This is a genomic window from Alphaproteobacteria bacterium 33-17 (genome assembly GCA_001897445.1).
Lineage (GTDB): Bacteria > Pseudomonadota > Alphaproteobacteria > Rickettsiales > 33-17 > 33-17.
This window is the reverse complement of the sequence record MKSX01000016.1, coordinates 43,861-60,731: the sequence shown is the minus strand read 5'-3', so window position 1 is coordinate 60,731 and position 16,871 is coordinate 43,861. Positions and strand designations below refer to the sequence as shown.

Here is a 16,871-nt window from a genome sequence, read left to right as displayed (position 1 = left end):
ATACTGTGTCATACTTGCCACAACATTGCCTTATTAGTGTCGTAAAAATTAAGGTTTAAATTTTAATTTAATGTTTTTAGGGTAATTTTAAAAATAAGCATTGTATCAGGCATAACGTCACGATCTCGTTTAAATGATCTTGTCACGCCAAGCGAACTGGTCAAACAATTATGATCATAGTCCAGCCTTGCCCCACTTTCTATAATACCGTGATCAGCATTTATTTTTCTTTTAGTCAAAATTTTTGATGTATTAAAAGAAAGCTTAACCCCTTTAGAAAGACCAATATAACCATTGATAGCAGCATATTTTTGCTTCTTAAACCTAATTTCATCTTTTTGGTCACTTGCAAAGTATGTGGCAGCCAAACCAAATTTATCAAGGTAGCTGTAGTTTAAACCTGCTTCATTATTATGCCATGCTAAATTATGATTATCGAGTCTAAACCTATAAAATAAATCTAAATTACTGACTGGCTTCAGATTTAAAAATCCTACATAGTCAGAATGTTTTTCTCTTAAACCACTAACTAGAGGCATATTTTTATCTTCGTATCTTTTAACGGCTTTTCCAAACAATCCACTTAGTTCTGTATCACTAATTTTTGTATCAATTTGAACGCCATATGATCCTCTAAGCCCCCCCTCTACTCTGTCTAAACCAGTAAACCTGTTTTCAGAGAAAAGGTTATTAAAACTAAGCTCTGAGTTAGTGCTGTCTTCGTTTGGAATTTTATTAGGATTATTCCCCTTAGGGCTGTATGCTATTGTTGCTTTTGGGGTAAGAACTATATCACCATTAGAATATGGTAGCTCCCAGTATACTTTACTAACAGGAACAAATCTTCCTGTATTGCCATGTAAGTATCGATTACCTTGTGTTTGGTAAAATGGATTATTTACCCTTCTTACATGGTATCCATCTGCTCTAATATAATTATCAAATTCCAGAAAATGTCCACTGTCAGTTAAATGAGTTTTTTGAAACCCAAATGTTCCAGATACTCTTTGGATTTCAGATAAATGCGTTCTCATTAAATTAAGGATATTTAACTTTGCATATGGACTAATGCCATAATTTGTCTGCTCAAAATTTTTAGAGTAGTTTACATAGGGATATATTTGCGGCATATCGTTAAATTCGTTTCTTAAATCCTGAAACATCATATTTTTAACAAGATATTGCTCGTCATAATTAATTTTTTCAAAATCAAGCTCAGATCTTAAAAAAGAATCGTCTGTAAAGTCATAACGCTTTAAATACGTTTTATCGTAAGCTCTTTTATAGTTAGCTTTCATGATCCAGTCATAATTTAAATTATGTGTAGAATTGAAGAATATATGTCCTTTGAATTTTCTATTATATATGGCACTATCTTTTTTAGGATTTGTTCCTGAGAATTGTATATCATAATTGCTATGCTCGGTAATGGCTCTGTATTTAGTATATAAAAGAGGATTCTGCTCAGTAAATACTCTGGTAATAATTGTTGCATCCATGTTTGGCGCTATGTTGTAATAGTACGGAATATTAACGCCAAATCCCATATCACGAGATTGGGTATAACTAGGAACTAAAAATCCTGATTTTCTTCTTGCATTAGGTGTGGCATGTGCAAAATATGGCGTATATAAAACAGGCTTTCCGTAAATTTCAAGCCTTGCGTTTTCATGTACAATTTTTTCTTGCTTCTCGTCTATTAATGTTTTATCTGAACTTATTTGCCAAAGTGGGTATCCACTTTCCACTCTACAGGCAGAATATACTGAATTATAAAGCCTGGTTTGGTATTCGTTTACTTTTACAGCTGTTTCAGAAGCAATTAAAGCATTGTTTTTAAGCTTTATACTGAGTGCTTTTACTAGACCTTTGGTAAGATTTCTTTCAAGCTCTACATATTCAGCAAAAGCAACATTTCCATCTTCATCAACTATTGAAATATTACCATGCGCTTCTGCTTTATCCTGCCTTTTACTGTAAACCAGCTTATCTGCCATTAAAATATGCGCACCGCTTATTAATTCAACATTACCACTTGCTAAAGCGAGTTCATTATTTTTATCATACTCTAAAGTGTCTGCATTAATAATAACTGTATTATCATCTACATACTCTTCAGCACTCACTGTTACTGTATAAACCAGTACTAAAATTAAAACGTTAAATAAAGAGAATTTTTTTATAAAGCTAAGCATTTATCAGCCACCTTCTCTATGTAAAATTATGAAAATTGCAAATGCAGTTGTAAGTATAATTGGCGCTACCGCTGACAATAATAATGGTATTGAGTTTGAAAGACCCATGGCATTGATCATTTGAGTTACAAAGTATACAATAAAGCTAACGATTATACCTATAATAAGCTCATAATTATTTTGAATTCTGTTTGATATTCTAAGTGCAAAACACCCTGATATTAAAGTCATTGCAGCTAAGGTGAAAGGTAGTAACAAAAGTGAATAGTAATACTGTACATGTCTTATTGCTGAAAATCCTGCAAGCTTCATATTACCTATAAATTGAGGCAATTGCCATAAAGACAAATTATTTGGTTTTGCAAAACTATCCTGAAGTCTTTCAATATTAATTGAAGTTCTAAATATCATTTGATCAAACTTATTATGAAGACTTTTAATAGTAGATGCATTAATATTACTTAATATCCAGCCTTCATCTGTAATTTTCGCATTTTCTGCATCAATTCTTTTTTTAAAGGCAAAATTATTGTCAAATATCAGAAACTTTACTTTTTCAAGCTCACTTGCATCCCTAATTACACTTTTAGCATGAATTACTACGTTACCAATATCTGGCACATATTCTTTAAGCCAAACACCATGTGATAATGCTGAAGCTTTAGCAGATTTATTCCGCACTAGCTTATCTTCCATAACCTCAGCTTTATAGAACATTTTAGATGTTATTGGGGTTAAAATTGTAACATGCAAAAAACCCACAACAAATGCTGCAAACATGCTTGGTAACATAAACTTTAATGCAGGAAGTCCTGATGCCCTCAAAATTATCAGCTCACTACTACGCGATAATTTTACGTAGCATAGCATCCCGCTTATTATCATTATAAATGGCATAACTTCTTGCAACGTCATTGGCGTTCTAAGTATAACCATACCAAGAATATAAAAAACGTTTACTGATTTTCCAAATGATCTGCGGGTAACTTCTAAAGCATCAACAACAATAACTACAGCTCCTACCACTAATAATACCAGTAATAGGCTTGCTATAAACCTGCGTGCAATATAACGAGATATAATAGGAAACTGGAGCATTGTCCTTACAAACAAAAATTAATTTAAGTAAATATAGGGATTTCACCCCTATATTTTTTATTACTTCTGTTTACGGCGTAGAAAAGCAGGTATATCAAGATTACCTTCATCTACACTAACTTCTACATGTGCATCTTTTTTTGATTGCTCATTGCTACCAAATAAAGAACTTGCTACTCTACCAAACAAACCCTTATTTTTCACAGGTTCAGCTTGTTGCTTATATTGCTGCTCCGTTTGAATTTCGCGTTTGTAATTCGCCATAAAATTGTCTAAAGAAGGATTTGTAGTTTGCGTAAAGCTTTCATGCTTAACCTGAGGTCTAAAATTACTTGCGCCTACTAATTCTTCTTCTAATTCCCTAATTTCAACATTTTCATCTTCTGCAATTAAACTTTCTACTTCTTTTTCTAATTCCACTGCAAAATTATCATGTTGAGCTTTTTGTACAGGAACTTCTTCAACTGTTACAGTCTCAACAGTAACTTTTACTGTTTCTTTTACTGGAGCAGTATCTATTTTTCTTTCCACATTAAGACTTGTACGTCTGTCTTCAGGGTGATCAATACCAGTTGCTACAACAGTAATTCTAATTTGACCAGTTAGATTTGGATTAAATGTAGAACCGAAAATAATATTTGCGTCTGAATCAACTTCATCTCTAATTCTGTTAGCAGCTTCATCAACCTCAAATAATGTCATATCAGGGCCACCAGTAATATTGATAAGGACGCCTCTTGCACCTTTCATAGAAGTTTGATCTAAAAGCGGATTAGAAATTGCTGCTTCTGCGGCTAAAATTGATCTATTATCGCCCGATGCCTCACCAGTACCCATCATCGCCTTACCCATCTTACTCATAATGGTAACGATATCAGCGAAATCAAGGTTAATAAGACCAGGCATTGTGATTAAGTCTGTAACACCACGAACACCGGCATGAAGTACATCATCTGCCATTTTAAATGCATCAGCAAATGTAGTGCGCTCATTAGCAACACGGAATAAATTTTGGTTAGGAATAACAATTAATGTATCAACATATTTTTGCATTTCAATAAGACCCTGCTCAGCTAGTCTCATTCTGTGCGCGCCTTCAAAATGGAAAGGCTTTGTAACCACACCTACAGTAAGAATGCCCTTATTACGTGCAAGGTTTGCAACAACAGGTGCTGCACCTGTTCCTGTACCACCGCCCATACCAGCTGTAATGAACACCATATTTGAGCCATCAAGTAATTTATCAATAACAGCAGAACTTTCTTCAGCTGAAGCACGACCAACATCAGGGGAAGCACCAGCACCAAGACCTCTGGTAATGTTTTCACCAAGCTGAACTCTTGTAGAAGCTTTTGAAAATTCTAAAGCCTGAGCATCTGTGTTTGCTACAATGAACTCCGCACCCTCAAGATTAGAATTTATCATGTTATTTACAGCATTACCGCCCGCACCACCTACGCCAAATACAGTGATTCTTGGTTTTAAAATAACATTATCAGGAATGTTAAGATTTATTGTCATTGATTGCTACCCTTCATCAGTCAGAAATTAAATATATACAACTTTAGAGAATATAGCGTTTTATGCAAGTTTTTTCATTGATTTTTATAGATTTTTTTATAAAAAATTTCTTAAGAAACATTTTATACCAAAAAGAAAATTTTGGTTCCTAAAAAATTTAAGAACCAAAATTTAAAGAAAAATTATTTTGTAGCAGCTTTTTGCGCTTCAATAAGTTGCTTAATACCCATCTCAGCAAACTCCAGCATATTATTTAATTGCTCTCTTGTATAAGACTTTTCCTCACCTGTTGCCTGAGTCTCAATAAGGTCATAATTACCGTTCATAACAAAGTTTGCATCTACTTCTGCACTACTATCTTCTTCGTAATTGAGATCAAGAATTACTTCACCTTTTAAAATACCGCATGATACTGCAGCAATATTATTTATTATCGGTGATTTTCTTAGCAAACCCTTTTCAACAAGTTTATTACACGCAATTTGAAGTGCCACAAATCCACCGGTAATAGACGCAGTACGAGTGCCTCCATCAGCTTGAATAACATCACAATCAATTAATATCTGACGCTCACCCAAAGCTTTTAAATCAACTGCATTTCTTAAAGACCTACCAATAAGCCTTTGTATTTCCTGAGTTCTGCCAGATTGCTTACCTTGCGATGCTTCTCTTCTCATACGAGAATGCGTAGATCTTGGTAGCATACCATATTCAGCCGTAATCCACCCACTTCCTGTGCCTTTAATAAATGGTGGAACTGATTCCTCAATTGTTGCTGTACAAAGTACGTGCGTATTACCAAACTTTATCATACACGAGCCTTCAGCATATCTTGATACATTAGTTTCGATTGATACAGGTCTCATTTCATTATTTTTTCTATTTTCTAATCTCATTTTTCTCTCATCAAATTTATTTCATATACGGTATTAAACATTCACCTGTAATACTATCTTTTACTTTTATTAGCTCTTCTGGTGTACATGCAGCAACAATGTAACCACCTTTATTACCACCGCCAGGACCTACATCAATTACGTGATCCGCAGTTTTAATCACATCAAGATTATGTTCGATTACAATTACGGAGTTACCAAGCTCAACAAGCCTGTGAAGCACCTGAAGTAACTTTTTAATATCATCTATGTGAAGACCAGTAGTTGGCTCATCTAAAATATAAAGTGTTTTACCAGTAGATTTACGCGATAATTCTTTGGCAAGTTTTACCCTTTGCGCCTCACCACCTGATAACGTTGTGGCAGACTGACCAATTTTAATATAACCAAGCCCCACTTCTTTAAGCGCTACCATTTTTTCTTTAATAGAAGGGATCTTGTCAAAAAACTCAATCGCTTCATCAACATTCATACCCAAAACATCTGCAATGGATTTATCTTTGTACTTAATCTCTAAAGTTTCACGATTATATCTTGCGCCATTACAACTATCACATTTAACGTATACATCTGGTAAAAAGTGCATCTCAATTTTAATCTGCCCATCACCCTGACAAGTCTCACAGCGTCCACCTTTTACGTTAAATGAGAATCTACCTACTTTGTAGCCCCTTGCCTTAGACTCAGGAAGCCCAACATACCAATCACGAATATGTGTAAATGCACCTGTATAGGTAGCAGGATTTGATCTTGGTGTACGCCCGATTGGAGTTTGATCAATCTCAATAATTTTATCAATATGCTCAAGACCAGTAAGCCTGTCATAAGGACCTGGATGGGTTTTTGTACCCTCTAATATTTTAATCGCAGCTTTATAAAGCGTGTGGATAATCAAACTTGATTTACCCCCACCTGAAACCCCAGTAATCGCAGTAAATGTTCCAAGTGGAATTTTTATACTGACATTACAAAGATTATTGGCTTTAGCACCCTCTAATATTAAAAACTTATCTTTATGACCCTTTCTTCTTGTTGCAGGAATCTCAATTTTCTTTTTACCTGATAAGTATTGACCTGTAATACTGTTAGGATCATTTTTAATTTCTTCTAACGTACCCTTAGATACAATCTGACCACCATAAATACCTGCACCTGGTCCTACGTCAATAATATAGTCTGCTTCCATCATAGTTTCTTCATCGTGTTCAACCACAATTACCGAATTCTGAAGCGCCTTAAGGTTCTTAAGTGTTTGGATAAGCTTTTTATTATCTGACTGATGAAGACCAATTGATGGCTCATCAAGTACATATAATACACCTGTAAGACCAGAACCAATTTGAGATGCAAGCCTGATACGCTGACTTTCACCACCAGAAAGAGTTCCTGATTCTCGTGATAACGTCAAATACTCAAGCCCTACGTTTCTTAAGAATCCTAAACGGTCATTAAGCTCTTTTAAAATTTTCTCAGCAATTTTGTTTTGAGTTTCAGTTAAGTATTTTGGAAGATCAAGAAACCAGTCAACAAGCTCTGCAATATTTTTTGTACAAAGCTCTCCAATATTAAGAAGATTAACTCTAACTAAAAGGCTTTCTTTTCTTAGTCTAAAACCATTACATTCACGGCAATGACGTTCCGCTCTATATTTTTCAAGATCTTCTTTCATCCATGTGCTATCAGCTTCGTGGTGTCTCTTTTCTAAATGCGGCACAATTCCTTCAAATGGCTTTGTAATTTGCTGCTTTCTATAGCCGTCATTAAACATGAAACCAATTTCTTCTTTACCAGAACCATATAGCAATACTTCCTTTGCTTTTTCAGGTATTGTCTCATATGCATCGTTGAGTGTGAAATTATAATGCTGAGCAACTGCTTCTAAAGCCTGACTCATAAGTTTAGACTTATTTTCCGCCCAAGGAGCAATAGCACCATCATTGATTGATTTCCTAGAGTTAGGGATTATAAGCTCAGGATCAAAAAATTTCTCTTTACCAATACCATCACATGTTTCACAAGCACCATATGGGCTGTTAAATGAAAATATTCTAGGCTCAATTTCGTCTAGTTGAAATCCCGAAACAGGACATGCGAATTTTTCAGAAAATACCAGTATTTGGTCATTTTGATGCGCAGTACCATGATCTTCAGGAAGCGATACTATTTCAACATATAGCAGACCATGACCATGTTTAAGAGCTGTTTCAACACTATCTGCAAGTCTATTGCCGAGGCTATCATTAATAACAAGTCTGTCTATTACTATATCTATATGATGCTTCTTATTTTTATCTATACTTGGTAGATCATCAAGCTCATGCAAGATACCATCTAATTTAATACGCTGATAACCTTGCTTTTTAAGCTGCATGAATTCTTTTTTATACTCACCCTTTTGACCACGTACCATTGGAGCTAGAATATATACCTTTGTATCTTTTGGAAGTTTCTTTATCGCATCAACCATTTGCGATACTGTTTGGCTTTCAATAGGTTTACCTGTAACAGGCGAATACGGCACGCCAATTCTGGCATACAGTAACCTTAAGTAATCATATATCTCGGTAATCGTACCAACAGTTGATCTCGGGTTTTTCGATATTGTTTTTTGATCAATTGAAATTGCGGGAGATAATCCGCTAATATGATCCACATCAGGTTTATCCTGAAGTTCCAAAAACTGCCTTGCATAAGCAGACAAGCTTTCTACGTATCTTCTTTGACCTTCCGCATATACGGTATCGAACGCTAAAGAAGACTTACCAGAGCCAGAAAGCCCAGTGATTACTACTAATTGATCCCTAGGGATATCGATGCTGACATTTTTTAAATTATGCTGCCTAGCACCCTTAACAGAAATATATCCAGTCATAACAACCACTTTGATTATTGTTAAAACGTTTTATTTTTAATTTTTTTATTAACACAAAATAAAACGTTTGATTTTAAAATATCCTTCATTATATTGGTAATCTGAAATGTAGCAACACTTTAATAGGAAAAACGACATGGTTGGTAGCATTAACAAGGTAATTTTAGTTGGTAACGTAGGAAAAGACCCAGAAGTAAGGTCAACATCCGATGGCAGAAAATTGGCTTCGGTAACTCTTGCTACATCTGAAACATGGAAAGATAAGAATACTGGCGAAAGAAAAGATAAAACAGAATGGCATAGAATCAGCATTTTCAATGAAGGTTTAGTTAACGTTGTTGAAAATTATGTTAGAAAAGGTGCTAAGTTATATATTGAAGGCGCACTTCATACAAGAAAATGGACAGATCAAAACGGTGTTGAGAAATATTCAACCGAGATTGTTTTACAAGGTTATAACTGCCAGTTAATGATGCTTGACAGACAAAATACTTCTAATAGTAGTCAATCTATGGACAGGTCTCAAACTGAAGCTGATAAAGATGAATTTGTTTTAGATGACGATTTACCTTTTTAATTATCACAGGTTTATAAATTGATTAACTTAGACTTTTATAAAGGAAAATCATTTTTTGTATATGGCCTGGGAAGAACAGGAATATCAGCAGTAAATGCTTTATTAAAGTCTAATATCAATGTCAAAAGCTGGGATGAAAAAGCATCTTCAATTAACTTACCAGATCATATTAGAAATACATTAGAATCTCCTGAAACAACAAATTGGAAAAATACTGATTATTTAGTACTTTCTCCAGGAGTGCCTTTAACATTTCCAGAACCACATTATATTGTAAATTTTGCTAAATCTGCTGGAACTACTATTTATTCTGACATAGAAATGTTATTCCATAGTCAGAAAAAAAATAAATTTATAGGAATTACAGGTACCAACGGTAAATCTACTACAACATCACTTACGCATTATATATTATCCCATTCCAAATTAGATACCCAAATTGGTGGAAACATCGGAATTCCAGTCATGGATCTTAACCCTTTTCAGAGATCTGGAAATTTTGTATTAGAAATGTCTTCCTTTCAGCTTGATTTGCTTCATGACGTTAAGTTTAATACTGCAGCAATATTAAATGTTACAAAAGATCATTTAGACAGGCATGGCAATATGGATCACTATATTAATGCTAAAACCAAAATATTTGATCATCAAACAATGATGGACAATGCCATTTTTGCAATTGATAATCCCATTACATTAAATTTATACCAAAATCTGCCTTTAAAATCATATAAAGTCCCCGTTTCCAGTCTTAATAAAAATATGGAATTTGGTGTATATGTTGGAGAAGATCACATTCAGTTTAATGTACATAACCATAAGGGTGATATTCAATTCAGTCAGCCTAAAAACCTGCCTGGCAAGCACAATCGTGAAAACATAGCAGTAGCATTTGCTATAGGTATGCTTTACAACCTAAGCCCTGAAAATATTTTACAGGCAATAAACAGCTTTAGCCCATTACCACATAGACTTGAGTATCTTGGGCAAATGCTTAACATGTCTTTTTATAATGATAGCAAATCTACAAATGCTGAAGCATCAATAGCGGCCTTATCATCATTCTCTAATATTTATTGGATCTTAGGTGGTCAGCCAAAAGAAGGGGGGCTGGAAGCTCTAAGACCATACCTATCAAATGTACATAAGGCTTATTTAATAGGATCTTCTCAGGATGAATTTGCAAATTTCCTAAAATCTGAAGGCGTTTCATATTCAAAATGCGGAACATTAGAAAATGCCTTTACCGATGCAGCATTAGATGCTAAAAGCGATCTCAAACATGCAAATATTGTTTTGAGTCCTGCTTGTGCATCATTTGATCAGTTTAAAAGTTTTGAACATAGAGGCGAAGAATTTAGAAGAATATTTGAATATTATAATGCTCAATCTTTATAATTTTTAAATTCATATGCCCACCCCATTACATGAGGCTGTTCTAAATAATAGTTATAGCCAGGTTATAAAAATAATATCCAATATTTCAACTCTAGATGTTATTGATTTACAGGGACGAACACCATTATAATACGCAGCAACTCATGGATTGCACGATATGATTGCTTTACTACACCTTTATGGAGCTAATATAAATTATTCGGATTACCTAGGTATTACACCCTTAGAAGTATCCATAGCACACAATCATACATTAAGTACTGCTTTATTAATATTATTTGGCAGCACAACACGTTTTAACATTATTTGTGCAGTTGAATCATTCAACGATATATTCTGCGAAGATAACAAAATAGAATACTCTAAGGTATTTTCATATGCAGAAAATTATATATTGTGTTATAACAGCGCTTTAGTTGACCTTTATTTCAATACTTGTATGTATTTGCATAATGATAATCAGTTATTTCCTTGCCAGAGTTACCGTAATAATCTGCATGAGAATATTTACACAGAAGTCTATGAAAGACTGATAAATTGCAATTATTTATCTTTATCGAATCCTGAATATAATAAAATTATTTACGAAGAACTTTTGCATTCTATTCATACAAAATTAGAAATGCTTAAATTTCAAACAAGAGAGCCGAGATTATTTTAGTATTAACTTCACCATAAACCATGGTCTAAACCTGTTTGCCTTTGGATTATGAACAATATCTGCAGCAATTCTACAAAATTTACGTAAACTTTTATTCAGAATGTCATCTACAATATTTTTAGAAAAATGCGTGCTATTGAAAAAGTCAGCCATGATGTCAATACTATTAGTACTAATATTTGATTCTGTTATGTTAAGGACTTTACAAAACTCAAGTAATAAATCTTTAGCACTATTATAGCTAACTGGTTTATTTTCAATTTTTGCCTCAAAAATATCCAGCAAAGCAATTGCATTAAAGTTTGTAATATTCTTTATAAGAGGATTATCATGCAGGTTGTTTTCTATAGCCTCTTTCCACCATGTTATCCTTATTTGCTGTAAAGTAGGATCAAGGGTTTTACTAAAAATTGACTGCATTTCAGCGAGAAATTCAAAGAAAAACTTAGCTTTTTGTTCTTTTTTATTAGAGGCTAGCAGGAAAATATATCCTGGTAAAAAATTGTGCTTTATGTTTAAAAGTATATTTTTATATTCTTTATGATCCACTGCCTATTAATCCTTTTAGCTCTGCTTCAACAAGCTTGTACTTAGAAACCAAATCATTCATTTGACTTTCAATATTTGTAACCTGATTATTTATAATATCAAGTTCAATTTTCTTAGACATTTCGCCCAGCTCCATCGCTCCGATTTGCTGACTGGATGACTTAATAGAATGCACCTTTATTTTTATAGCATTATAATCTTTGGCATTTAGATCATTTTTATGTTCATCTAAAAGTCTGGAAGTTGTTTTAATATAATTTTCAATTAAAAAATTAAAATTATCCTCCATAATTTCTTTAAGTTCATTAAAAGTATCTATGTTAATTTCACTCATGATGCACTCCAATACTTATTTAATACATTCTCAAGGTCTCCGGGTACAAATGGCTTTGCAATAAAGTCATTCATACCAGCTTCAAAACATTTATCTTTTTCTTCTTTTGTTGCACTCGCTGTAATTGCTACAATAATTTGGTCTTTATTGATTTGCTTAATTCGTCTGGTGGATTCGAACCCATCCATAACTGGCATTTGACAATCCATAAAAATAAGGTCATACTTTTTTTCAGAATATACATTTACTGCATCTAAACCATTTGCTGCAATTTCGCATTTAATTTGGAATTTTTCTAACATTTTAGATAAAACTTGCTGATTAATAGGATTATCTTCAACTATTAGAATACTCTTATTATCAAAGATTTTTTTGTTAATTTTTACTACTTCTGCCTCAGATTTTTTTGCAAAGATTTTTACTATATTATATATACTATAAGGCTTGCTTATTATAGTTAATTTATCATTTTCATCTTGCTCTATCATGTTATTAACATGGCATACAAGTACGCATTTAATATTTTCCTTTTGAGCTATATTTAAATAGTTACTAAACTCAGAATGATTGTCATCTATAACTATTGCGTTTAATGACTTTATATTTTCAATAGCAGGATTAATAACAACATTATACTCTTCTTCCAGTCTACCTAGAATATTTTGAATTTTTTGCGAACCATTTACAAACCCAATGGTAAAATCATTTTTAATTTTTGGTAATAACACGGGTTTTTTATCAATAGGTAGAGAAAAACAGAATTTAGAACCCTTACTTATCTCACTTGTTACAACAAGTTTACCACCAATAATTTCTACAAGTTGCTTTGTGATTGCAAGACCTAATCCGGTACCACCATATTTTCTTGTTGTACTGCTATCTGCCTGAGTAAATTCCTTAAATATTTGCCCTATTTTAGACTCTTCTATACCTATTCCTTCATCTTCTACGCTAATTAAAACTCTTGAATTCATCTCATCGATTTTTTCAAGTATAACAGAAATAATTACATGACCTTTAGAGGTGAATTTTACAGCATTACTGGTGAAGTTTTGAACTATCTGTTTAATTTTGAAGCTATCGCTTACAATTTGAAAATTATCAGGCAGATTGTAGTCTATAAATAGCTCGATTTTCTTTTGTGATATTTGATAAGAGAAGATTTTTACAGTATCTTTTATAACGTTTAATAAATTAAACTCAGATCTGTCTAAATCAATCTTACCAGCTTCAATCTTTGAAAAATCAAGAATATCATTAATTATATCTAATAAAATTTGTGATGAAGCAATAATATTGCTCATTAGTCCTTTTTGTTTATGATCAAGCTTTGTATCGAGCATTAAATGACTTAAGCCAGTTATCCCGTTCAATGGCGTCCTTATTTCATGGCTCATATTAGCCAGGAATAATGATTTACTTTTACTAGCCTGCTGAGCTAAATCTAAAGCATTCTGAAGCTCTGTAATATTAGTATGAAAACCTACCAAGCGTTTTTGTCTTTTATTGTTAAGCATTATTTTTGCACGCGATAACACATGCATAATAGATCCATCTTTATGATAATATCTCTGTTTTATATTAAACTCTTCAATAAAACCTTGTTTGTACTGTTCTAATATTCTAAAGCTTCTGTCTATATCATCAGGATGTATAAGTTTTTTCCATGTAGATACATGATTAGGCAGCTCTTCGTATGCATAACCAAGCATTTCTTTCCATTTAGGCGAAAACCATATTTCATCCGTATCAATGTTCCAGTCCCAAATGCCATCTTCTGTTGAATTTATTAAAAAATCATACATTTGGTTTGTTTGCATTAGCTGCTCTTCTGTCAGCTTAGAAAAGGTAATATCTTGCGATACAAAAATAATACTTTTAAGTCTCTCTAAATTATCATAAGAAATTTTTGTATGAACCTGAAAATACCTTTTACTTGTATCCATAGTTATAAACCTTATTACTTCTGGCAAGCATGGTTTATTACCAAGTATAATATTAATTGTACTCAAAAATTTTGTTCGGTCATCTGGATAAATCATTTCAACAAATTCATCAAGAGTAACCATGTTTATACGACTACTTGGACCAATAAGTTCAAGAAAATCATTTGATAGCATAACCAGATTTGTAAATACGTCATATTCCCAAGTGATGACGCCTGCTATTTTCTGAATAAACAATATGCGATCTATAGTTTTTCTATATTCTGTTACATCATTTTGGACGCCACAAACTTTGACAATCCTACCAAGCTCTATTTCAGCTACACATTTACAATGAAAATATACGGTAGAACCGTTTTTATGCATAAACCTTGCATCAAATTCAATGGTATTGTTTTCATTTTGTCTAATAAATTCCTTTAAAATACTCATCACCATATTATAATCACCAATATGTATGAGCTTACTCCAAGAATCAAAGTTACTTATAGCATCGCGTGTATATCCTAGTAATTTTAATACACCGTCTGCAATCTGGAAAGTATTGGTATTTACATCCCACATCCAGTATGTATGATTTTCAAAGGGTAATGTTTCAATGTTATTTTCTTGTGTCATACATTACACCTTTTACCTGATTACCTTGTTCATTAAAACTGAGTTCATCAAAAGCAATATTTTTTGCGATGGCAAGACCTCTGCCTGAAATTCCATCAAGCCTGGGGGTTTTAGAAAGAAATGTTTTCCAGTCAAAGCCTCTCCCTTCATCTGTTATTGTAATGCTTACCTTTCCAGCTTCTTTTCTTATGTCAATATTTGCAGTTTTTTGTGTTGTGTTTATAAGTTTACTAATCTCATCTGTATATATACCTTTTGATAAAAGCTCATTTTTCCTTTTCGACTCAATTCCTAAATTACCATGCTCTATTGCATTCATCATAATTTCGTGCATGCCCAGTCTTGCTCTATCTGCATCTGGGAAAATTCTACATAAAACCTGAGCAATATAATCTATCTCAGATGGCTTTGAAAATGACAATGAAATTGACCCAAATCTTTCCAATAAATTATCTATAGAAATTTCAAAAATTATATCATTTAGTGTTTTAGTAAAAGTGGCTGGATTTGTGGTCTCAATTTCGACTACGTTTGGAAGATTATTAAGTTCTTTCTGAATAGCCATACTATCTTCAATACATTTTAAAACAATAATTTTAAAATATTTATCAGCATTATCATTTATTAACTGACCATATAGTTTAATTTTAGGCTCTGATACTACCACCATATTAAAAGCAGAGAACAAATCTCTATTGTTCTCGATTTCCTGACTTTCTGTAAACTTTATATGGGCCGCTCCAAAGTAGCCGCGAATAAGCTCTAAAATATGAAAGCGATCTTCTAAAACTCCAACATTTAAAAGTCCGTAATTAATTTGATGCCTCTTTATTGTAGGTTCAATATATATTTTAAAATAAATTAATTAACAAATAAAGATTTTTGACATTTTTTAAGAATAAAAATAGTTAAATTAAATTAACGATTAAAGCTTTAATTTATAATAAAATGCGATATTTATCTAAAAAGTCATGTAAATCAATAAAATACGAATTGCGTGCTGCCAGAAATAATCATATAATCGTGGTAATATTAAATTTTTTATTGGAAAATCACATGATTGTTACTTGCCCCTCATGTTTTTCAAGATTTAGCTTAGATAACAATATTTTACCTCCAAGAGGTAGAAAAGTAAGATGCAGTAAATGTAAGAATGAGTGGCATCAGGAACATCCTGACTTTTCATTTACCACGGCTAAAAAAGAAGAAATCAACATTGATAAATTTATTAAAGACCCAGGAGAAGGAAAGCTTGGAATTCCTACAAAAGCACTAATCATTCAATATATTCCAAAAATAGTGTTTTTCTTTATTGGCGTTATAATGCTTAGTTTTACTATGCTTATTTTTTATAGAGATAATCTAGGTCTTACCGCTAAGTTTGAAGGTTTTTATGATTCTATAGGCTATAGTAATACTACAAGTATGAAGTTTGCTGATCTTACAATTCAGAAAACCTTAACTACTAACGGTAATTTCCTTGTGTTTAGTGGCAATATGATAAATGACTCTAATAAGCCTGTTGATGCTGTATTTTTAAGGGTTACTATTAAAGATCGCAATAATAATGAACTAGTAAAACAAATTTTCCCATATACAGGTGCAAAATATATAGAGCCAGGCGAATCTATAGATATAAAATTCCCTATGAAGATTTGGTTTAACCCCGAACTTATGAATTTTGTTGAACTTGATATTGCAAGTAAGCTTGAATTTGCTATAGGTCTTAGATAACCTGTATTCAAGTTTAGCTATTAGTAATATATAATTTTTATAGTACTAAAATATAAAGTTACGATATTTACTATATAACAAATTCCCACTCTGCAATACCATCAGTATCACCATTAGATATTGGAGTATATTTGTAGTTATACTTTAGATCTGATATATTTTCCTGAATCTCTACTATTGCCTCAATTACATCCTTATCAATCCGAGATGCCTGACACAAAAGAACCTCACTATTAAAGTCCATAGTAAATTTTGCGCGGCTTTTATCAAAATTATCATAAATGATATTTATTGCAGCTTCTAAGGGGTTTGAGTAATCGTCAGCCGCATAGTCTATAGCTCCCTCCAAATTCTCTACAGCAGTCTCTAAAATTAAATTAAAACCTGTATTTTGCTCTATAACTTCAATGCGCTGATCAGTTTCGGAAAAAGTTTCTCTAACAAATATATGGTATGTATGTGAGCTAGGCAT

At 32.7% G+C, this 16,871-nt stretch carries 13 protein-coding genes and 1 pseudogene; 4 read left to right on the top strand and 10 right to left on the bottom strand.

Translation table 11 applies throughout. The features are described 5' to 3' along the window. Positions 1–62: 62 nt before the first annotated feature. From BGO27_01185 to BGO27_01165, 5 genes and pseudogenes are all read right to left on the bottom strand, one after another. Positions 63–2,195 carry a hypothetical protein gene (locus BGO27_01185; protein ID OJV14084.1) on the bottom strand — a complete coding sequence of 711 codons (2,133 nt, stop codon included), beginning with the start codon at positions 2,193–2,195 and terminating at the stop codon, positions 63–65. A 3-nt stretch (positions 2,196–2,198) separates the two neighbouring features. Then, complete coding sequence (locus BGO27_01180; protein ID OJV14083.1) at positions 2,199–3,221, bottom strand: hypothetical protein; 1,023 nt, start codon at positions 3,219–3,221, stop codon at positions 2,199–2,201. Positions 3,222–3,854: 633 nt separating this feature from the next. After that, positions 3,855–4,814: pseudogene (locus BGO27_01175) on the bottom strand (cell division protein FtsZ). A gap of 182 nt (positions 4,815–4,996) precedes the next feature. Then, a complete protein-coding gene (locus tag BGO27_01170; GenBank protein OJV14082.1) occupies positions 4,997–5,710 on the bottom strand; it encodes a ribonuclease PH in 714 nt (237 codons plus the stop codon). Between the two features lie 16 nt (positions 5,711–5,726). Beyond that, positions 5,727–8,582 carry an excinuclease ABC subunit A gene (locus BGO27_01165; protein ID OJV14081.1) on the bottom strand — a complete coding sequence of 952 codons (2,856 nt, stop codon included), beginning with the start codon at positions 8,580–8,582 and terminating at the stop codon, positions 5,727–5,729. Between the two features lie 136 nt (positions 8,583–8,718). Here BGO27_01165 and BGO27_01160 point away from each other — a divergent pair, with 136 nt between their 5' ends. The 3 genes from BGO27_01160 (at position 8,719) to BGO27_01150 (ending at position 11,218) form a co-directional block, all read left to right on the top strand. Further along, positions 8,719–9,159: a single-stranded DNA-binding protein gene (locus BGO27_01160; GenBank protein ID OJV14080.1), complete on the top strand. Its 441-nt coding sequence runs from the start codon at positions 8,719–8,721 to the stop codon at positions 9,157–9,159. Positions 9,160–9,177: 18 nt separating this feature from the next. Beyond that, entirely contained in the window at positions 9,178–10,557 is a 1,380-nt protein-coding gene (locus tag BGO27_01155) for a UDP-N-acetylmuramoylalanine--D-glutamate ligase (protein OJV14079.1), read from the top strand. Between the two features lie 157 nt (positions 10,558–10,714). Continuing rightward, a complete protein-coding gene (locus BGO27_01150) occupies positions 10,715–11,218 on the top strand; it encodes a hypothetical protein (protein OJV14078.1) in 504 nt (167 codons plus the stop codon). On the opposite strand, the gene BGO27_01145 is transcribed toward BGO27_01150, so the two are convergent. Genes BGO27_01145 through BGO27_01130 form a run of 4 tightly spaced genes read right to left on the bottom strand, consistent with a single transcriptional unit; the run spans position 11,210 to position 15,335 of the window. Further along, positions 11,210–11,767 (bottom strand): hypothetical protein, encoded by a 558-nt coding sequence (locus BGO27_01145; protein OJV14077.1) that lies wholly within the window; start codon positions 11,765–11,767, stop codon positions 11,210–11,212. The two genes, BGO27_01150 and BGO27_01145, sit on opposite strands and share 9 nt — an antisense overlap. Next, complete coding sequence (locus tag BGO27_01140; GenBank protein ID OJV14076.1) at positions 11,757–12,101, bottom strand: hypothetical protein; 345 nt, start codon at positions 12,099–12,101, stop codon at positions 11,757–11,759. The genes BGO27_01145 and BGO27_01140 overlap by 11 nt, the downstream gene beginning before the upstream one ends. After that, positions 12,098–14,665, bottom strand: a complete 2,568-nt coding sequence (locus tag BGO27_01135; protein ID OJV14075.1) for a hypothetical protein — start codon at positions 14,663–14,665, stop codon at positions 12,098–12,100. The genes BGO27_01140 and BGO27_01135 overlap by 4 nt, the downstream gene beginning before the upstream one ends. Then, positions 14,649–15,335: a hypothetical protein gene (locus tag BGO27_01130; GenBank protein OJV14074.1), complete on the bottom strand. Its 687-nt coding sequence runs from the start codon at positions 15,333–15,335 to the stop codon at positions 14,649–14,651. Before BGO27_01130 ends, BGO27_01135 begins: the two co-directional genes overlap by 17 nt. 386 nt (positions 15,336–15,721) lie before the next feature. Here BGO27_01130 and BGO27_01125 point away from each other — a divergent pair, with 386 nt between their 5' ends. Then, positions 15,722–16,399: a hypothetical protein gene (locus tag BGO27_01125; GenBank protein ID OJV14073.1), complete on the top strand. Its 678-nt coding sequence runs from the start codon at positions 15,722–15,724 to the stop codon at positions 16,397–16,399. 70 nt (positions 16,400–16,469) lie between these two features. Here BGO27_01125 and BGO27_01120 read toward each other — a convergent pair whose 3' ends face one another. Further along, complete coding sequence (locus tag BGO27_01120) at positions 16,470–16,871, bottom strand: hypothetical protein (protein ID OJV14072.1); 402 nt, start codon at positions 16,869–16,871, stop codon at positions 16,470–16,472.